General features: G+C 45.4%; 20 protein-coding genes and 1 pseudogene. 6 read left to right on the forward strand and 15 right to left on the reverse strand.

Annotated elements, in window-relative coordinates; translation table 11 throughout:
• The 7 genes from GY843_RS13490 to GY843_RS13520 all read right to left on the reverse strand — a co-directional run.
• On the reverse strand, positions 1–143 hold a 143-nt coding region (locus GY843_RS13490), incomplete at its 3' end, for a ubiquinol-cytochrome c reductase iron-sulfur subunit N-terminal domain-containing protein (RefSeq protein WP_297310472.1).
• Positions 144–410: 267 nt separating this feature from the next.
• A complete protein-coding gene (rpsI, locus tag GY843_RS13495) occupies positions 411–803 on the reverse strand; it encodes a 30S ribosomal protein S9 (protein WP_297310453.1) in 393 nt (130 codons plus the stop codon).
• 14 nt (positions 804–817) lie between these two features.
• Positions 818–1,246, reverse strand: a complete 429-nt coding sequence (gene rplM / locus GY843_RS13500) for a 50S ribosomal protein L13 (RefSeq protein WP_297310454.1) — start codon at positions 1,244–1,246, stop codon at positions 818–820.
• A 308-nt stretch (positions 1,247–1,554) separates the two neighbouring features.
• Positions 1,555–2,667: a cell division protein ZapE gene (zapE, locus tag GY843_RS13505; RefSeq protein ID WP_297310455.1), complete on the reverse strand. Its 1,113-nt coding sequence runs from the start codon at positions 2,665–2,667 to the stop codon at positions 1,555–1,557.
• A gap of 154 nt (positions 2,668–2,821) precedes the next feature.
• Entirely contained in the window at positions 2,822–3,529 is a 708-nt protein-coding gene (locus GY843_RS13510; protein ID WP_297310456.1) for an LrgB family protein, read from the reverse strand.
• The gene (locus tag GY843_RS13515) at positions 3,529–3,885 is read right to left on the reverse strand and encodes a CidA/LrgA family protein (RefSeq protein WP_297310457.1); all 357 of its coding nucleotides are present in this window, start codon (positions 3,883–3,885) and stop codon (positions 3,529–3,531) included. The genes GY843_RS13510 and GY843_RS13515 overlap by 1 nt, the downstream gene beginning before the upstream one ends.
• Before the next feature lies 1 nt (position 3,886).
• The gene (locus GY843_RS13520) at positions 3,887–4,462 is read right to left on the reverse strand and encodes a TMEM165/GDT1 family protein (RefSeq protein ID WP_297310458.1); all 576 of its coding nucleotides are present in this window, start codon (positions 4,460–4,462) and stop codon (positions 3,887–3,889) included.
• 152 nt (positions 4,463–4,614) lie between these two features.
• Between GY843_RS13520 and galU the strand changes: the two genes are divergently transcribed.
• The 3 genes from galU to GY843_RS13535 all read left to right on the forward strand — a co-directional run bounded on the left by galU (position 4,615) and on the right by GY843_RS13535 (position 8,475).
• Positions 4,615–5,505 (forward strand): UTP--glucose-1-phosphate uridylyltransferase GalU, encoded by an 891-nt coding sequence (gene galU, locus GY843_RS13525; protein WP_297310459.1) that lies wholly within the window; start codon positions 4,615–4,617, stop codon positions 5,503–5,505.
• A gap of 61 nt (positions 5,506–5,566) precedes the next feature.
• A complete protein-coding gene (gene pgi, locus GY843_RS13530) occupies positions 5,567–7,204 on the forward strand; it encodes a glucose-6-phosphate isomerase (RefSeq protein WP_297310460.1) in 1,638 nt (545 codons plus the stop codon).
• Between the two features lie 2 nt (positions 7,205–7,206).
• The gene (locus tag GY843_RS13535) at positions 7,207–8,475 is read left to right on the forward strand and encodes a nucleotide sugar dehydrogenase (protein WP_297310461.1); all 1,269 of its coding nucleotides are present in this window, start codon (positions 7,207–7,209) and stop codon (positions 8,473–8,475) included.
• 1,076 nt (positions 8,476–9,551) lie between these two features.
• On the opposite strand, the gene GY843_RS13540 is transcribed toward GY843_RS13535, so the two are convergent.
• Positions 9,552–9,779 carry an SH3 domain-containing protein gene (locus GY843_RS13540; protein ID WP_297310462.1) on the reverse strand — a complete coding sequence of 76 codons (228 nt, stop codon included), beginning with the start codon at positions 9,777–9,779 and terminating at the stop codon, positions 9,552–9,554.
• Between the two features lie 423 nt (positions 9,780–10,202).
• Here GY843_RS13540 and GY843_RS13545 point away from each other — a divergent pair, with 423 nt between their 5' ends.
• Both GY843_RS13545 and GY843_RS13550 read left to right on the forward strand, forming a co-directional pair.
• Positions 10,203–10,625, forward strand: a complete 423-nt coding sequence (locus GY843_RS13545) for a nucleotidyltransferase substrate binding protein (protein WP_297310463.1) — start codon at positions 10,203–10,205, stop codon at positions 10,623–10,625.
• Complete coding sequence (locus GY843_RS13550) at positions 10,618–10,938, forward strand: nucleotidyltransferase family protein (protein ID WP_297310464.1); 321 nt, start codon at positions 10,618–10,620, stop codon at positions 10,936–10,938. The genes GY843_RS13545 and GY843_RS13550 overlap by 8 nt, the downstream gene beginning before the upstream one ends.
• Positions 10,939–11,424: 486 nt before the next feature.
• Here GY843_RS13550 and GY843_RS13555 read toward each other — a convergent pair whose 3' ends face one another.
• The 5 genes from GY843_RS13555 to cysC all read right to left on the reverse strand — a co-directional run bounded on the left by GY843_RS13555 (position 11,425) and on the right by cysC (position 16,136).
• Entirely contained in the window at positions 11,425–11,796 is a 372-nt protein-coding gene (locus tag GY843_RS13555; RefSeq protein ID WP_297310465.1) for a GxxExxY protein, read from the reverse strand.
• A 258-nt stretch (positions 11,797–12,054) separates the two neighbouring features.
• Positions 12,055–12,330 (reverse strand): hypothetical protein, encoded by a 276-nt coding sequence (locus GY843_RS13560; protein WP_297310466.1) that lies wholly within the window; start codon positions 12,328–12,330, stop codon positions 12,055–12,057.
• A gap of 61 nt (positions 12,331–12,391) precedes the next feature.
• The gene (locus tag GY843_RS13565) at positions 12,392–12,616 is read right to left on the reverse strand and encodes a type II toxin-antitoxin system prevent-host-death family antitoxin (protein WP_297310467.1); all 225 of its coding nucleotides are present in this window, start codon (positions 12,614–12,616) and stop codon (positions 12,392–12,394) included.
• A 266-nt stretch (positions 12,617–12,882) separates the two neighbouring features.
• Positions 12,883–13,890, reverse strand: coding sequence for a UDP-glucose 4-epimerase GalE (gene galE, locus GY843_RS13570; protein ID WP_297310468.1), 1,008 nt, complete (start codon positions 13,888–13,890; stop codon positions 12,883–12,885).
• A gap of 398 nt (positions 13,891–14,288) precedes the next feature.
• Positions 14,289–16,136, reverse strand: a complete 1,848-nt coding sequence (gene cysC / locus GY843_RS13575; protein WP_297310469.1) for an adenylyl-sulfate kinase — start codon at positions 16,134–16,136, stop codon at positions 14,289–14,291.
• A gap of 423 nt (positions 16,137–16,559) precedes the next feature.
• On the opposite strand from cysC, the gene cysQ reads away from it, so the two are divergent.
• A complete protein-coding gene (gene cysQ / locus GY843_RS13580; protein WP_297310470.1) occupies positions 16,560–17,354 on the forward strand; it encodes a 3'(2'),5'-bisphosphate nucleotidase CysQ in 795 nt (264 codons plus the stop codon).
• 222 nt (positions 17,355–17,576) lie between these two features.
• On the opposite strand, the gene aceF is transcribed toward cysQ, so the two are convergent.
• Together aceF and aceE are read right to left on the reverse strand one after the other, a co-directional pair.
• On the reverse strand, positions 17,577–19,517 hold the full coding sequence (gene aceF, locus GY843_RS13585; protein ID WP_297310471.1) for a dihydrolipoyllysine-residue acetyltransferase: 1,941 nt from the start codon (positions 19,515–19,517) through the stop codon (positions 17,577–17,579).
• A gap of 45 nt (positions 19,518–19,562) precedes the next feature.
• Positions 19,563–20,094 (reverse strand): annotated as a pseudogene (gene aceE, locus GY843_RS13590) (pyruvate dehydrogenase (acetyl-transferring), homodimeric type); the annotation flags it as partial.

The raw sequence follows: 20,094 nt of genomic DNA on the forward strand, positions 1-20,094 counted from the left end.
GCACCAGCAGTTTTTGCCTTAGCACTTGGATTCCAGGAAGCTACGAATGGGACAGCTGCTCCTACAGCACCAACCGCACCAACTGCGGATGTAGCACCGATCAGGAGACGGCGCCGACCCTTATTCACGCCATCATTGCTCATTAAGATTATCTCCCCTCAATCGACCTTTTGGCAGTTCTGCAGGTGCAGAAAATGCTCTGGCCGCTAAGAATTGTAAAGCTACGAATTCGTCTATCTTAAAAATGGCCCAAATAGTAAAGAAATTACCCCTTTCTGACAAGGTGAATTACCTATTTTCACCCGTTCTTTAGGCCAAAGTATTGATTTGACGCAGTGCAAAAAAAACGCCCACCCCCAAGAGAGAGGCAGGCGTTTTTCTGAATCCGGATTTCTCCGAGAAAAAGCGAATTAACGCTTGGAGAACTGTGGCTTCTTACGTGCTTTACGCAGACCCACTTTCTTACGCTCAACCATACGAGCGTCACGAGTAACGTAACCCGCTTCACGCAGCGCTGGGCGCAGAGTTTCATCAAATTCCATCAGCGCACGAGTGATACCGTGACGAATAGCACCAGCCTGACCGAAGCCGCCACCGCCTTTCACAGTAGCAACAACATCAAAGCCTTCCAGATTGTTAGTCAGCTCAAGCGGCTGGCGAACGATCATGCGCGCTGTTTCACGACCGAAGTACTCTTCGATAGTGCGGTTATTAATAGTGATAACACCTGTACCTGGACGCAGGAAAACACGTGCTGTAGAAGTTTTACGACGACCTGTACCGTAATACTGTGTAGTAGACATGATTTACCTTCCCCTTAGATAGACAGTTCTTTAGGCTGCTGAGCCTGATGCGGATGTTCTGCACCAGCGTATACTTTCAGCTTTGCGTACATAGCGCGACCCAGAGGACCTTTTGGCAGCATGCCTTTAACAGCCAGCTCGATAGTGCGCTCAGGGAAAGTTTCGATCATTTTATCGAAAGAAGCTTCTTTCAGACCACCTGGGAAGCCAGTGTGGTGGTAATAAATTTTACCTTTACGCTTGTTACCAGTAACACCTACTTTCTCAGCGTTCACAACTACGATGTAGTCACCAGTATCTACGTGAGGAGTGTATTCTGGCTTATGCTTACCACGCAGACGGCGTGCAATTTCAGTAGCCAGACGACCCAGAGTTTGACCCTCTGCGTCAACAACGTACCAGTCGCGTTTTACTTCGGCTGGCTTAGCGACGAATGTTTTCATCTGTATAGCCTTTCAACTTTACTTAGATCTCGTTGATTTTCTTAAGAAAATCGCCCGATCCAACTTATAATTATTTGTTGCCACTCCGCAGAGCACCAACTCGACTTTGCCCAAAATTTGAGCGAACCCTAAACTTGGGAGCGCGCATTATATATATGTGTGCTAGAGGCTGCAAGCAACAAGCGACAAGAAAGAACCAAAAACCTAAAACATAGATTCATGTGGGAACTACTTTTTTTTACTACAAAAAAATGCGCCTGAATAAACAGGCGCATTTTAAAATAGTCAGCAGGAGAAACTAGGCGGAATTAAGCACGATGCTCTCTCGCCAGATACTCATGGGACTGCATTTCCAGAAGGCGGCTCTGGGTACGCTCAATTTCAAACTCTAAACGGCCTTCAGTGTAAATCTCATGAATTGGCTTTTCAGCACTGATAATCAGCTTCACACCGCTATCATAAAATTCATCAACCATGTTGATAAAACGGCGCGCCGCATCATCATTGGAACGCCCCAGCTGCGGCACATTGCCCACCATCACCGCATGGAAAATTTTGCCCAGCTCAATGTAGTCATTTTGAGATCGAGGGCCTTCACACAGCTCTTTAAAATCGAACCAGACAACATCTTCGCAGCAACGACGAGTCTGCATATCACGACCATTGATATCCAGAACTTCAGCTTCAACCACCTCTTCCAGATCCGGTGCAAGACTTTCAAAACTGCGATTAAGGCTCTTATCTGCTTCAGCATCTAGCGGAAAATGATAGAGTTCAGCTTGTTCCAAAGCACGCAAACGATAGTCAACACCACCATCAACATTCACAACTTCCGTGTAGCGATTCAACATATCGATGGCTGGCAGGAAGCGCGCACGCTGCAAACCATCCTTATACAGGCCATCAGGCACAATGTTAGATGTCGCCACCAAAGCTACACCGTTTTTGAATAGCTCTTGCAACAAACCACCCAAAATCATGGCATCAGTGATATCAGTAACAAAGAACTCATCAAAACAGATAATTCGTGCTTCCTGGGCGTATTTCTTACCGATCTCAACCAGAGGATTGGCAGTACCATCCAGCGCCTTTAGTTCAGCATGAACTCGCTGCATGAAGCGATGAAAGTGGGTACGCATTTTCTGTTCAAATGGCAGACTGTCGTAGAAGGTATCCATCAGGTAGGTCTTACCACGACCCACACCACCCCAGAAATAAAGCCCTCTAACTGGTTCTATAGGTTCAGGCTTCTTCAGCTTGCTTTTCAAGCGCCCCATCAGACCTGTTTTAGGCTCTTCCTGCTTCACAGCAACAAGATCATCGTACAGGCGCTGCAGATGCTCTACAGCCATCTCCTGAGCTGGATCGTAAGAAAAATCGTCCCGCTGCAGGTCTTGTTTGTATCTTTCTAATGGAGTCATGAGGATGCCAGATATGTCTATTTTTTGCCTGCGCGAACTTTACCGGCGTACGCCTTATTTAGCAATTGCAACATAGGAAAAAACAGAGGGAAAATCGACTAAATAATTACCAAAAAGCGCTTATTTTCGAGTAATTAGCCAAAATAGTAACGACTTACAAACCCAACAAAGGAACAAGTAATGGCAGCAAAAATGCTGTAAATGCGCCAGTCATTCCCATAGCCAAACCACCAAATGCTCCTGCCACCATGCCGTATTCAAAAGCAAACGCGGTCCCCATTGCGTGCGCCCCCACGCCCAAGACAAAACCTTTTACAGATTCATCCTCTATACCGAGCAACTTATACACAAAGGGAGCAATCAGGCAGCCCATAGCACCTGTTATCAACACCAAACCGGCAGCCAGAGAAGGAAAACCACCCATCTTTTCAGCTATAGCAATCGCGATAGGTGAAGTAACAGACTTAGGCGCCAACGTCAGTAGAATCTGATCATTAAGGCCAAACCAGGCACCAATCATTATCGCAGACACCGAAGCTACTACCGCACCGCAAACACAGCCAACCAACAAAGGCACCAGCAGCCGCTTAACAGTCGCAATATTGTCATAGAGAGGCACAGCTAAAGCGACAACCGCAGGCCCTAGCAACAGATGAATATACTGACCACCTTGCATATAAGTAGCATAGTCAGTATCAACCAGCTCCAGCACCACAATTATCAGCGACAATGAAACCAAAACCGGATGAAGAAAAGGTGTCTTGCCTGCTTTTGCATTGATCCATGACGCAAACAGAAATACAAGCAGTGTTACGACCAGCCATAACACAGGAAAATTCTGAAAATGAGTCCATAGCTCCATTACTCCGTCTCCTCTGCCGACTTTTCTTTTGACAGAAACTTCAACAGGAGCGCAACCACCAGCATTGTAACCAGCGTGCTGAAAAACAACGCGACCAACAGCGCTCCCCAATACTGCGAAAGGACGCTAAAGTGCGTCATCAATCCAACACCTGCTGGAACAAGCAATAGAGGTAAGACCTTTAATAACCCTTCACTTGTGAGCCTCAAACCTTCGGGCACACTACCTTTGAGCATCAAACCGATAAGCAGGACAACCATACCCACCACTGAACCAGGAATAGGCACATCAAGCAAAGTAACGACCAACTCCCCCATCAGCTGACAGAGCAATAGGATAAGAAAACCCTGAACCACATTAACCCCAGACTAGATAAAGCTGCCAAAAAGCAGCCAATGCAAAAAACACAAATAACACACCCGCACCACGGTGAACCCACAGGATAGGCAAACGCTGCAGAACTACTCGACCCATGAGAACGCCTAGCAGTGTTGTTGCAGCAAGAGCCACTGTACCTGCAACCCAAACAACCCAGATATTCTCAACAGCAGCCATACCAGCTACTGATAGCTGAGTTTTATCACCTAACTCAGCAAAAAAAATCAGTATAAATACCGAAAGTAGCAGATGCCGCCCAACTTTGGGTTCTTCATCATCCTCATCCTCATCAACCCTGAATGCCTGGATACCAAACACTAAAAACAGAAAACCAACTACAGCGAAGACAATATAATCAGGCAGATAGTGACTGACTGCAGCACCAAACATCACCGCAACCATATTTAGAAATGCGAAAGCAGCCACTCCACCCAACAGAACCGGCATTAACCGATAGCGAGCCGCAAGCGTCATACAAACAAGCTGGCTTTTATCACCGAATTCAGCAAGAAAAACAAGGGAGAACACTTTCAGGAAAGGCTCTATATATTCCATATAAAATACAACGCGCGTCTACTTTCACAATTTTAATTCTGATATCCATACCCGCCCAAAGAATAGACGGGACGCTTGAAGTCACTACCAGTCATATTTTACCGATAGTATCGTGCTAGAATCATAAAAAATTCACACACCATACAAAAAACATGAGCAGATCAATCACAAAAGCAGTAATCCCAGTAGCGGGTCTTGGCACACGCGTACTCCCCGCTAGCAAAGCAATCCCCAAAGAGATGATGACTGTTGTTGATAAGCCAGTTATCCAGCATGTCATAGAGGAAGCTGTCGCTGCAGGTATTACAGAGATCGTATTAGTGACTCGATCAGGCAAAGCTTCCATTGAAGATCATTTCGACTGCCATTATGAACTGGAAGCAGAACTGGAAAGAAAAGGTAAAACAACCATTCTTGATTCTGTTCGTAATATCATCCCTGACAATGTATCTATCACCACGGTAAGACAACACCGTGCTCTTGGCTTAGGACATGCGGTACTCTGCGCCTCTCCCGTAATTGGAGATGAGGATTTTGCCGTATTACTGCCAGATATGCTGATCAACTCGCACGGATTGGAAACTGCTGACCTTACTGCTATGGCATCAGCATACGAACAAACTGGTATTGGCCAAATCATGGTAGAACCCGTCCCAATGGAGCATGTTGAACGTTATGGAGTCGTAGACTGCTCAGGTGTCGAGTTATCTGGCGGAGACACAGCAGATATCATTCGCATGGTAGAAAAACCACCAATGAATGAAGCGCCTTCCAACCTGACAATCAATGGCCGCTACATTCTACCTTCTCGCATTATGGAGCTACTGAAGAACACCAAACCTGGTGCAGGCGGTGAGATTCAGTTAACAGATGCCATGGCAGATTTCCTTAAAGAAGGCACACTACAGGCCTTCCATATGCAGGGAAAAACCTATGATTGCGGTAACAAAGCTGGCTACCTGCAGGCCAATGTAATCTATGGATTACAGAATCCAGAAACGTCTGCAAGTCTAAAAACATTTATCCAGACACTAGATCTCTAGAAGAGATAATTCGGGTAGCTATATTAATGTCATTAGAGTTAAGGCCATTTAAGGAATAGATATGTCTCCAACCGAGTCATTAGCATGGAAGGATCTTCAAGCACATGCGTACTATATGTCCCAGTCTCATATAAGCACCCTGTTCAAAGAAAATCCTGAACGCTTTAATCAACTTAACTTTTCTCAAGACGAGTTACTACTTGATCTCTCAAAACAACTCATCACGGAAGATACACTTGACCTCCTGTTAAAGCTTGCAAAAGACCGTCAACTTTCCAACTGGATAGAAAAGCTCTACAGTGGAGAACATGTAAATCACTCTGAAAATCGCCCAGCACTGCACACTGCGCTACGCACGCCAGAAAACTCCAGTTTGTTAATTCAGGGCAACAACATTATTAAAGAGGTCCACCAAAACCTTAAGCGCCTAGAAACAATCGTATCCCGCATCCACTCAGGGCAATGGAGGGGATTTACAGGTCACTCTATCAACACTGTAGTAAATATTGGTGTAGGGGGATCTGACCTAGGGCCACTAATGGCATGTAAAGCCCTCGCTGAGAGCCAGCCCAAAGAATTACAAAACATTAATGTACACTTTGTGTCATCCATGGATGGAAGCCAACTAGCAGAAATTCTAAACACACTTAACCCCGCCCGTACTCTGTTCGTTATTGCCTCAAAATCTTTTACCACTATAGATACCCTTGCCAATGCGATTACAGCCAAAGAGTGGCTTAAAAAGGCCAGCAATGCAGCAAGTGAAGATATATTAATATCTCGACATTTTGTTGGTGTATCCGCCAACCCTAATAAGATGACCGAATGGGGCATACCAGAATCTAATCAGTTAGAATTCTGGGATTGGACCGGTGGGCGCTACTCCATGTGGTCGACAATTGGCCTCCCAATTGCTCTAAAACTGGGGACACAGGGGTTTAAAGAACTTCTAGCTGGTGCACATGCGATGGACCAGCACTTCAGGCAAGCACCGTTTGAAAAAAACCTTCCAGTGCTGCTTGCCATGGTTGGAATATGGAATATCAACTTTCTGAATATCAATGCCCATGCAATCCTGCCTTATGACGGCCGCCTAAGCCATATCCCTGCTTATCTGGAGCAACTGGAGATGGAAAGCAACGGCAAATCAGTTACCCGCGAAGGGCAAATAACCGACTACAAGACCTGCCCTATTTTATGGGGCGAAGTTGGAACAAATGCCCAGCATGCATTTTACCAACTGCTTCACCAGGGAACCGAAGTTGTGATGTGCGATTTCATTGTTTCAGCTCGTCGCTATCACGATACAGAAAACCCAGATCTACAGCATCAACACCAACTCAATCTCGCCAACTGCCTAGCCCAATCTCGTATTCTTGCGCTCGGTGATTCTGTAGTTGAAGACTCTGATAAAGCCCCAGTTTATAAACGCTACAAAGGTAACCAACCCTGTACAACCCTTATGTTGGACGAATTGACACCTTTCACGTTCGGGCAGCTTATTGCCTTGTATGAACATAAAGTATTTGTTCAGTCTGTAATCTGGGGCATCAATCCATTCGATCAATGGGGCGTAGAACTAGGAAAGAGAGAAGCAACCACCTTGCTTGATACGTTAACCCCAACAGGCTCCAGAGATGCATTCGACAGTTCAACCTGCGGCCTACTGAAACAGATTGCGAAAAAAGCGAGTAACTGAACATGAAAATCTCAATCTGGGGTAATGAACTATCCGCCTGGACTTCAGCAGCAGCCTTATCCGAATGTGGCAACCACATACAAATAGTGACAGGCAAACACACTAAAACCTCGCTATATGAACAAGAGTTCAAAGTGAGTAACGAACCTGGATTGCAAACACTCTTAGAATCCGAACAAAACAGCGGCAGGTTTCAACAATCAACAGAACAGCAGGCTCTCGAAGCCTCGACGCATATTATCGCCCTTAACCCAGACCAATACAGTGAAGCCGAAAGAATTATAAACAAGCTCGGTGAACTGCACGGCTCTAACCTACTGATAATTAATCAATCGAACTTTGGTGTAGGAAGCTCCGACAAACTTCAAAAACTTCTCAACGAAGAACTAAATCAGATTATCTGCTACATCCCAGACATGCTTGCAGAGGGTTCCGCACTACAAAATTTCAAATGGCCAGAAACATTAATTATCGGCTGCCAGAATGATTGGGCAATGCTTAACATTCGCGCTCTGATGCGCCCTTTCAGTCAAAAGCTAAAACAATGGATGATGATGTCGCGAAAAGAGGCAGAATTTACCAAATTTGCTAACACTGGCATGCTTGCATTACGCCTAGGCTATATAAACGAAATAGCAAATTTAGCCGACCAACTGGAAGTTGATATAGAAGTGATCCGCGAGGCGATGATAACTGATCCACGCATTGGCCCACACTACCTCCACCCGGGATGCGGCTTTGGGGGGCTGCACTTCCAACAGTATATTGAAGGCCTCTCAGAGCTAATGTCTGACAATCGCAACTCAAAACTCCTTGATACTGTCCTGATAGAGAACGAAAAACAGAAAGAACAACCTTTTCGTAAACTGTGGCGTCACTATCAATGCAACCTTAAAGATAAAGTCATCACAATCTGGGGACTGTCCTTCAAGCCAGGAACAGCAAGCATTGATAACGCCCCAAGCCTCAAAGTGATCGAAGCCCTGTTAGCACAAGACTGTAAGATTCAGGTGCATGACCCCGAAGCCAGCAGCAATATAAAAAGCCACTTTGGCAAACAGGAAAAGCTCAGTTATTTCGATGATTGTTATTCCGCTTTAAAAGGGAGCGATGCCCTACTTCTACTCACTGACTGGGCAGAGTACTGGTCACCGGAATACAGCAAAATACTTGACCTCATGAAACAGCCGTTAATCATTGATGGACGGAATATATTTGATAAAGAGATGATACAAAATATGGGTTTCACCTATTACGGTGTGGGTAGATAACGAAGCTAGTAGGTAACAAAGGATATTCACCACAGAGGCACAGAGGCACAGAGGCACAGAGGAACACAGGAACACAGAGGAACACAGGAACACAGAGGAAAGGCAAGGGAAACAGTAAGGGCGTTTCTATATGTGGCCTGAAGTATAGGATTTTTATAACAGTCTTTCTCGGTGACCTCTGTGCCTCTATGGTAGGCAAAGGCCTTTACTAATAATGCATTTCTCTGTGTTCTCAGTGCCTCTGTGGTAAGCAAAGGTTTTTAAAAAATAGCGCTTTCTCTGTGTTAAAAAACGTTGGGGGCAAATTGCACAATTTAATTAAAAGGCACAGTCAGCTAATCTGGGCCGTCTTCGTCCTGGCTCATGCCATACAGGCCTACGGCTTATTCCACCCAACACCAACTGAGGAGATATCGCAAACTCAGACAAAGCTGGTCACTTTATAGCTTTTTTTGCCGTATCAATAACAGGCAGAGCCGCTTTACACACCACACCTGGCTGGCTCTATTGGGGAGTTTGGTTTGTTCTGGCAGGATTACTGGAATACCTACAAGGGGAATTTAGGCCTCAAAGAATTTTCTCCCCTGAAGACGCTTATGCGAATGCAGTGGGTGTATTGATTGCCATTACAGTCTATTGGGGTAGCAGTAAGATACTAGGTAGTGATAAACAAGCCTCACCATGAGAATACGGCTGTAAAGTAAACATGGCCTCCTCTCCTATCGGAGTTCACCCAGAGTGCGATAGATCCCAAACAATCAACCACCCACCAGTTTACAGCGATACCCTTCCAGTGTTACCTCTTCCAATTCATAAGAAACATCTGCCTGCATCATTACATGCATTGAATAAGTCTCGCTTTGCATTTTCACCTTATGCTTTTGAGTCTGAGTTATGGGTACAGGTATCAATTCACCATTACGAGTTCTCGCTACAAGCTCAGCATTACAACTAACACGAATGAACTCTAGAGTTCGGTGTTCAGCTAAGGCGTACCGCAAATGCAACTCACACCCCTGTACCAGCTCATTTCCTATAACTCTTTCACAACTTAACTGAGCCCCATGATCAATTAACTACAGCTTACCTAAAGTTTCCATAGCCATCTTAACTTTTTCATTCACCAGAAAACGGCTATACATCCACCCTTGAGTGAGTCGCTTATCACGACCTGTAAAATAAATTCGCGTCCAACCCCCTTTCTCTTCCATCCTGATAACCAAGTGCCCTTTATGCAACATGGTCAAACTACGCCCCTCAAGCCCTGGCTTTTCACGAACCCGAACACTATCGTTAGTGACCACCAGATATTCAACAGCCTGAACATAAAACGAGAATAAAAGAGCAAAAACAAACAGCTACGCACAGCTAACCCTTCCAATGGATAAAATATCTGCTGATGATATATAAAACCAAACATCACCGCGAGGGAGTGCGATCAATACACTAAGCTCCGCTGTTTCAAGAACACCAAGAAAAACAACTTTTTGCACTTAAACCCTAAAATTAAGAATTTTTCTTATATATTTATCTAATTATGGGCTTTAGTATCCGTTGCAGCAGAGTGATCAAGGACTGATCTTAGCCCTCAGGATGAGGGCTTCTGCCCCACATCAAAGGACGATGCAGAGCCGGCAAGGATGCCGGTGCAAGGATGCAAAAGCATTTGCTCAGATCAAGCTCCCTCAGTACACTAAAGACATCTTCTGGCATACGGGTTAGAAAGCATGTCTATCGATTTAACTCCCGCGATTAAAGCTCTTTCATCTTTATCAGGCGCTATTGATAGCGCAAACGATAGCTCGTTTATGTCTTCACTCTCAGAAATACAAAGAAATACGATAAGAGCTGGCGTAATTCAGAACTTTGAATTCAGCTACGAGCTCTGCTGGAAAATGCTACGACGTATTTTGATAGAATCGGAAGGAAGTGAAGAAATCACTCAACTTAGCAGGAAAGATCTTTTTCGGCTGGCTGCTCAGAAAGGGATCCTCGACAAACCTGAGGAATGGTTCGTATATCACCGAGCCAGAAAAGAAACCTCCCACACATACAATGAAGCAAAAGCAGAAGAAGTATTTAATATCGCTTGTGACTTCCTACCCACTGCTAACGCACTAATCAACAACCTTAAGGCCGTAAATGACTGAGCAAGAACTGTCACAAAGACTTGGCCTCGAGCTTAAGCACCTCAGAAGCATAAAAGAAATTCTTGTTTGTAATCTCTCTTCAGATTTTGACGTACACGCATTTGGCTCTCGTACAACGGGTTCTGCAAAGCAATTTTCCGACTTGGATCTTTGTATAACAGGATCTACTTTGAGCTTTTCACAGATGACTAAAATTAAGGATGACTTTTCCGAATCCGACCTGCCCATTTTTGTAGATATCATTCAGGTAAAAGATATCAGTGACTCCTTCAAGCAAATAATCGAAAAAGACTTTATCAAAATCCCTTTTTAAACCCATTCTCTGAACCCCATATACCCCAAATAACTCTCCACATTCTCCTAAATATCCAATTATTTCTAAAATTAAGAATTTTTCTTATATATTTCCTCGTTAGAGGGCTTTAGTATCCGTTACTGCAGATGATCAAGGACGATCTTAGCCCTCAGGATGAGGGCATCTGCAAATCGATTAGGGAAGATAAGGAGCCGACAAGGATGTCGGTGCTCTTCCCCCCTTCGGGGGGAATACCTCTTCAGAAATTCCCCAGCATAAATAAAGCTATTCAGCACAGAGATCACTAAGAAGATCTTATTGGTAATAAGCCATTGCCCTTTCATTCCTGCTTTCGCAAAAATCTATTCTTACCCACCACAAAAACCACCGATAAAGACAATTATTTATACCCGATACTTCAGACAACATTTAGAAAGCCCTTAGCTTTCCTCTGTGTTCCTCTGTGCCTCTGTTCTGTGCCTCTGTGGTGAATCAAATCAATTCTTATAAAACAACCCGCTTTAGTCCGTTAATCAACTTACTTTCATTGAAGTTGATCAGTAAGCCTTTCTTTATTCCCGAGAGTTTCAAATAGGTAAGCATTTGAGCGGTATGAATGGGTAATAACTTCTCAGCGGATTTCAATTCAAGAACAAGCTGCCCAGGAATCAGAATATCTATGCGGTAACCTGCATCGAGTATCATCCCTTTGTATTCCACAGGTAAGAAAACCTGTGCCCTAGCATCTATCTCTGCTTCAGCTAGCTCATACAACAAACACCGCTCATAACTCGATTCAAGCAGTCCAGGCCCTAATTGCCTATGCACTTCAATAGCACAACCAATCACCTTCTCAGTAAGGTAATCCTTTCCCATAACGACATCCTGTCTAGTTTTCTTAAAAAGGGTGATTCACCACAGAGGCACAGAGACCACCGAGAAAAGCACCATTAGTAAAACTACGCTCACCACGGAGGCACCAAGGCCACTGAGAAGTGCAAATTATAAAAAATAGATTCTACAAGCAACATTTAGAAAAGCCTTTTCTTTTCCCTTGCCCTTCCTCTGTGTTTCTCTGTGCCTCTGTGGTGAATCGAATCAATCCCTTACTCAACACCTCTGCGGCCCACTTAATCAGTCCAAAAGAACCGTTGTTTCATATAACAACTGCTCTATGCTCTGCCGGCTATCCATCGCGAGTAGAAGAATAACTTTGTTAGCATCCTCATCAACACGATAAAAAACCAAATTATGCTGATTTATCAACAATTGCCGATAATCTGTAAACCCTAACGCGGTTAGACGCTCACTCACTGGGGCAAAATAGGGTGATTCTGACAATTGAGAAACATTCTGTTTGATTGTGTTACGGTTTGTTTCTGCTAACTCTGCTCCATATTTACGTTTCAAAAAGGAACAAAGTTTCTTAAGCGTTATCTTAAAAACTGGAGTAGCTACAATCTGATAGCCCCTAGACATCAAAAGCATTGTCCAAAGTGAGTTCACCTTTTTGGTTTAAGCTGCGCTCAGAAAGGTTAATCAATTTTAATAACGCAATTGTTTCCTGTAGTTCATAAAATGCCTCAGCATCTTGTACCACATAAACTTCTTTACCATTCTGAGTAATATGCAAAGGGCTCTCTAATGAGAGTTTATTGGCATTAGCTTTCAGATAAGAAACAGTCTGTGTATTCATGACAACCACCACATAAGACCAAATATGGACTGATTATAGGCCACCCCAGCTAGTGAAGCGAGGATGTACCTTATTCACCACTGAGGCACCTAGAGCACTGAGAAAAACTTTGTTAGTAAAAACCTTAGTTACTATAGAGACAAACGGCCACGCGAAAGGCAATTTTTTAAACCCGATACTCCAGGCCTCATTTAGAAAGCCCTTCATTTTTCCTTTGTCTTTCCTCTGTGTTTCTCTGTGCCTCTGTGGTGCGACTCGCCCTTCCTCTAGTACCCACCAGGGTTTTGGGACTGCCAGCGCCAAGTATCAGCCATCATCTCTTCCAGAGTCCGTATAGCCTCCCACCCCAGCTCACGCTTGGCTTTAGATGCATCAGCCCAGAATGCTGGAAGGTCCCCCTCTCGTCGAGGAGCAAAGCTATATGGGACATCAACCCCAGTGACATCTTTAAATGAATTCACCATCTCCAGCACAGACAAACCTTTACCTGTACCGAGGTTATAAATATGCACACCTGCTTTATCTAAACACTGCATAGCGCTCAGATGTCCATCGGCAAGATCCATTACATGAAGATAATCTCGCTCACATGTCCCATCACCTGTAGGGTAATCATCTCCAAAAATAGAAAGCTCAGGCCTTTTTCCAACAGCAACCTGGCTGATAAAAGGCATTAGGTTATTAGGGATCCCTTTAGGATCTTCACCTATAAAGCCAGAAGGATGTGAACCAATAGGATTAAAATACCGAAGTAGAACAACAGACCATTCAGGATCTGAAACAGATAGGTCACCAAGGATCTGCTCTACCATTGCCTTCGAAGTACCGTACGGATTCGACGTTTGACCGCGCGGCATTGTTTCAACATAGGGAACAGGCGCATCTTCACCATAGACGGTAGCAGAAGAGCTAAAAATAATACGCTTAACCCCAGCCTTCTTCATGGCGTCACACAAAACTAATGTTCCATGCACATTGTTGTCGTAATACTCGAGTGGTTTTTCGACAGATTCTCCTACTGCCTTTAAACCAGCAAAATGTATCACCGACTCAATACGATGCTCTGTAAACAGCTTATCCAGACACTCTTGATCGCGGATATCACCTTCAACAAATAAAGCTCTCTTGCTGGCGATTTCTTCAATACGGTTAAACACCTCAACATTGCTGTTGCAAAGATTATCAAGAACAATTACTTCCTGCCTGGCAGCAAGCAGCTGAACCACCGTATGGGAACCAATATACCCAGCACCACCTGTAACTAAAACAGCCATTAATAATCCATTAAAACGTTAGAAACCTTTACTCACCACAGAGGCACTGAGAGCACTGAGAGCACTGAGAGCACTGAGAGCACTGAGAGCACTGAGAGCACTGAGAGCACTGAGAGCACTGAGAGCACTGAGAGCACTGAGAGCACTGAGAGCACTGAGAAATACATTATTAGTAAAGACCTTTGCTCACCACTATGGCACAGAGAACACCGAGAAAAGCATAATTAGTAAAACCTAAGCTGACCACAAAGGCACAGAGGCCACTGAGAAAGGCAATTATAAAAAGCAGATACTCCAGGCCTCATTTACAAAAGCCCTTACCTTTTCTTTGCTTTTCCTCTGTGTTTCTCTGTGCCTCTGTGGTGAGAAAGATTTTGAACGCCCTATAAACATCCCACCTATTCTACATAGCCATTTGCTTGTAGATAGCTGACCACCTGATCAGCGCAATCTTCAGCACTGCACTCAGCTGCCAACAGATCACACTCCGGACTCTCAGGTTTCTCATACGGCGAATCAATGCCGGTGAAGTTCTTTAGCTCGCCATTTCTGGCCTTCTTATATAAGCCTTTTACATCGCGCTGTTCAGCAATATCTAACGGTGTATTAACGTAGATCTCTACAAATTCTTTTTCAGCCACCAGCTCTCGCGCCATGCGCCTTTCTGATCTGAAGGGAGAAATAAAGGCGGTAATGACAATCAACCCGGCATCCATCATGAGTTTCGCAACTTCAGAAATACGACGGATATTTTCAACACGGTCAGCATCGGTGAAGCCTAGGTCTTTATTCAGGCCGTGACGAACATTATCGCCGTCCAATAGATAGGTATGCCTACCCATTGCAAACAGCTTCTGCTCTACAAGATTGGCAATCGTGGATTTACCCGCACCTGACAAACCCGTTAACCACAGAATACAAGGCTTCTGAAGCTTATGGTTAGCACGGGCTTCTCTGGTCACATCAACATGCTGCATGGTGATATTGTGGCTGCGACGTAGGGCAAAATTAATCAGTCCTGCACCGAGAGTTTTATTCGTCAGCCGGTCTAGTAGGATAAAGCTACCTGTATCCCGATTTTCCTGATAGGGATCAAACGCAATATCTTTGTCCAGACTGATGGAACATACGCCAATCATATTCAGCTCCAGCTTCTTTGCTGCCATATGCTCCAGCGTATCCACATTCACCTGATACTTAATATCAGTCACAGTGGCGGATACCGTTTGAGTGCCGATCTGCATGAGGTAAGCTCTACCTGACAGCAACGGCTCCACATGCATCCAGATAATTCGAGTCTCAAACTGCTTGGCAACAGAGGCTGGCTGATCAGAAGCTACTATCAGGTCACCACGAGAGAGATCGATCGCATCTGCCAGAGCAAAAGTTACTGACTGCCCTGCTACTGCCTCGTCCAAATCACCATCTATAGTTTCAATGCGGGAGACGGTACTTTCCTTACCCAATGGCAATACTCGGATCTTATGCCCTGGCTTTACACTGCCACTGCAAAGCTGACCTGAAAAACGACAATAGCCTTGTTCCGAGCGATCAACGCTGCACACTGCCAGGCGCAATGGATCGCGAGCGGATCGCTCATCATCCACTTCAACTGCATTAAGATAATCAACCAGAGATGGACCGTTGTACCAAGGCATTTGCTCGCTTGGTGTTGCTACATTCTCTCCCTTAGAAGCAGACATTGGGATAAACATCATTTGCTCTATCCCGATTTTTTCTGCAAAAAGCTGATACCCCTCAACAATCTGCTGAAACACACCTTCACAGTAATCAACAAGGTCCATCTTATTTACAGTTATAACTAAATGGCGAACACTAATCTGAGCTGCGAGATAAACCTGCCTGCGGCTTAGCGCATTAATTCCTTTTTGTGCATCTACCATAAGGATGGCAACATCGGCAGATGAAAGCCCTGCCACCATATTGCGCATGTGCTGCTCATGTCCTTGAGCCAGCGTATTAAGGGCAATAAATTTTCGCCTACCTGTAGAGAAACATCCGTAGGCGATATCACTAATAACACCTTGCCCTCGTTCGACAGCTAGAGCACTACCCAGAAGCGAAGAACCAATATATTCACTCTTGGAACCACTCATTCTAGAGTCGCTACACAAACTATCTAACAATGTACTTTTGCCATCTCCACTACTACCGCAGGTAATAAAACGCACAAGACTTTTATGCTCTGCTACAACAGCACTTTCTGCCGGTTTTTTAAGTGGCATTGAAATACCTTCCATGTCGATGTACTACCATATATCCCACTCGGCCCAATTAGCCCCAGAACCAGCTGAAGAGTTTATGACAGCATATTATCGGCATTAATTGCAGAATCCTAGATACGATGATTAGCTCCCTTTCTCAACGAATCTGCATTGATATAACTAAGCAGCAGAAATTCCAGCTCAAACTCCGCACAAATTACAAACTCCGGCCACCTGACTGAAGAAAACAAGTAGATCCAGCACATCAACTAAACTACCCTCTCAAATATAACAATGCCGTCCACTTATAGTGATCTGGTGATATTTTTGTAGGAGCCCAGCCCCCTGAGCGATAAAATCGGCCACTGAATGGCCTCCATATTTAACCTTCCTCTTTAAATGAAAAATACGGCTGCGATTTGGAGCTTTTAACAAGGAACCATTATGGACATTAAAGCGCTTTCTACACCCGTCAGCGAACTATCCCGCAAAGCCGGCGCAGCTGTTATGGAGATCTACCAGAAAGACTTTGCTATCTACGACAAATCCGATAGCAGTCCTCTGACTGAGGCCGACCTAGCAGCCCATAAAATTCTCGTCGAAGGCCTGGAAGCTCTCACGCCGGATATACCAGTCTTGTCTGAAGAATCCAATGAAACAGTTAAAGAAGAGCGTATGCATTGGAACACCTACTGGCTCATAGACCCGCTTGACGGCACCAAAGAGTTCATCAAGAAAAACGGGGAATTTACTATTAATGTCGCTTTGATAGATAAAGGCGAGCCAATCCTTGGCGTTGTCTACGCGCCGGCAATCAACACTCTATATTGCGGCAGCAAAGCAAACGGCGCTTACAAACAATCAAACAACCAAGCTGCAGTTCCGATCAGAGTAAAAGCAGCCCCTCAACGAAACACAGGCTGGAAAATAGTAGGTAGTCGCTCGCATCAGTCAGATGAGTTTAAGGCCTTTATGGAGAAACTACCCGGAGCAGAGGTCGTTGCCATGGGGAGCTCACTAAAACTCTGCTTGGTAGCTGAAGGTAGTGCCGATCTTTACCCTCGACTCGGGCTCACAAGTGAATGGGATACCGCAGCAGCCCATGCAGTCGTGCTCGCGGCAGGCGGCCTTGTCCTGAATATGAAAAATATGAAACCGCTAGTCTATAACCAAAACAAAGGCACACTGTTAAACCCTCATTTTATCGTTTGCTCTAGCATTAATGATCATTGGTCATAGCAGCTGATAGGCTATTTTGATCTTCGGTCCATCTCTACCAAAATGACCTAAATAAAAAAACGGCGACCTCCTGCACAGAGTCGCCGTTTGGGTATCTACCCCCTTGAAAAAGATCGCCTCCGAAGAGGCGTTGAGCCAAGGGATTGGTAAATTTATCGCTCACAGGGTGAGCTCCTACAATGGGATTTTGTAGGAAGTCTCCCCGTGGCCGAGTAGTTCTGATTAAAGTACTAAGCGTCGAATATCGCTTAGCAAGCTGTTCAGATACGTCAGGAACTTACCTGCATCACCACCATTGATAGCACGGTGATCGTAAGACAGGCACAGTGGCAGCATCTTACGTGGTTCAAATTCCTTACCGTTCCAACGTGGTTCGATATCAGCTTTAGATATACCCAGAATCGCAACTTCAGGCGCATTCACGATTGGCGTGAAGCCAGTACCGCCGATGCCACCCAAGCTGGAGATTGTGAAGCATGCACCCTGCATTTCTGCTGGCTTCAGCTTACGATCTTTGGCTTTGCCAGCCAGCTCGATTGCTTCCTGAGATAGTTCGTAGATGCTCTTCTTATCTGCATCCTTGATTACAGGAACCATCAGGCCGTTTGGCGTATCTACCGCCATACCGATATTTACGTATTTCTTGTAAACGATGTGCTCGCCGTCTGCATGCAGAGATGCGTTGAACTTAGGATGCGCTTTAAGAGCAATTGCAATTGCTTTCAGCATGAATGGCAGCGGTGTTAGCTTAACGCCAGACTTCGCAGCCTCATCCTTCATCTCTTTACGGAAGGCTTCCAGATCGGTGATATCCGCTTTGTCGAACTGAGTCACATGCGGAATATTCAACCAGCAGCGGCTCATATTGTCGCGAGTCACTTTAGCAATTTTGCTTAGTTTCTCGACTTCAACTTCACCAAACTTGCTGAAATCAACTTCTGGGATTGGCGGAATACCTGAACCGCCAGTCACCGCACCACCTTTTGGTGCTTCAGCCAGCTGTTTCAGAGCACCCTTAACGTATGCCTGAACATCTTCTTTAACGATTCGGCCACGACGGCCGGAACCAGTTACCAGAGATAACTCAACACCAAATTCACGGGCAATTGCTCGAACAGCAGGGCCAGCATGAACAGTTTTGTTCTTCTTCTCCAACTCAGCTTTATCAACAGTACCCGCCGCTTTAGCCGGTGCTGGTGCTGCAGCTGCCGGAGCAGCAGGCGCTGATGCAGTTGAAGCCGCGGCAGGTGCTGCCGGAGCTGGAGCTACGCCACCAGAAACTTCAAGCTCCAGGAGCAAGTCACCTTCATTAACGGTGTCACCTTCGTTGATCTTCATGGAAACAACCCTACCTGCTTTAGGTGCCGGAACTTCCATAGATGCTTTATCTGTTTCCAGAACGATCAGGCTGTCGCCTTCTTCAACGCTATCGCCGTCTTTAACCAGCACTTCAACAACGTCTACATCTGTTGCACCAGATAGGTCAGGGATCAGAACATTTTCCTTACCACCAGCAACTGGCGCAGGTGCCGCAGCAGGTGCTGCTTCAGGAGCTGGCGCCGCAGGAGCCGCTTCAGCTGGTGCAGCCGCACCACCTACTTGAAGCTCCATTAGCAGGTCACCTTCGTTAACCTGGTCATCAACGCTGATCTTCATGGATACAACCACACCATCTTTTGGCGCAGGTACTTCCATGGATGCTTTATCTGTTTCCAGAACGATCAGGCTGTCGCCTTCAGATACTGTGTCACCGTCCTTTACCAGCACTTCAACAACATCAACGTCTTCAGCGCCGGATAGGTCTGGGATCAATACATTTTCAACAGCAGAGGCTGTTGCAGGTGCAGCGGCCGTCGCCGGTGCTGCTTCAGGAGCAGCTGCAGGCGCAGGGGCTTCTTCCGCGGCAGGAGCGGCAGATGCTGTAGCACCTGTATCCAGCTCAAGCAGCAGATCGCCTTCATTCACCTGGTCATCAACTTTAATTTTCATGGAAACCACTACACCACTGTGGGTAGCTGGAACTTCCATAGATGCCTTATCCGTTTCAAGAACAATCAGGCTATCGCCTTCGCTGATGCTATCGCCGTCGTTAACCAGCACTTCAACTACATCAACATCTGTGGAACCTGACAGGTCTGGCACAGTAATTGTGATAATACTCACTTTGAATTCCTCCAGTTCTAAGCTGTTTAGAAGTTCATCGCAGACTTAAACAGTCCACGGTGCCGGTTTAGCCGGGTTGATATTGAACTTCTGCATAGCTTTGGCAACTTCAGCGCCTTCAACCTTGCCCTCTTCCTGGAGTGCTTTCAGCGCAGCCAGAACAACGTAGTAACGGTTAACTTCGAAGAATTCACGCAATTTAGTACGCGTATCTGAACGACCGTAGCCATCAGTGCCCAGTACTTTGAAATTACGAGGAATGTATTCACGTAGCTGATCAGCATAAGAGCGCATGTAGTCAGTCGATGCGATAACCGGACCTTCGCCACGGCTTTCAATGCATTCTGTTACATAAGCTTTCTTAGGCTCAGCTTCTGGATTCAACATGTTCTCTCGGGCAACAGACATCGCATCACGACGCAGTTCGTTGATAGAGGTTGTGCTCCAGATATCAGACTCAACACCAAACTCTTCGCTAAGAATTTCAGCCGCAGCTTCAACTTCGCGAAGGATAGTGCCACAGCCCATTAGCTGAACTTTCTTATCAGAATCTTTACCCTCTTTCAGCAGATACATA

It is taken from the genome of Neptuniibacter sp. (assembly GCF_024231755.1).
Taxonomy (GTDB): domain Bacteria; phylum Pseudomonadota; class Gammaproteobacteria; order Pseudomonadales; family Balneatricaceae; genus Neptuniibacter.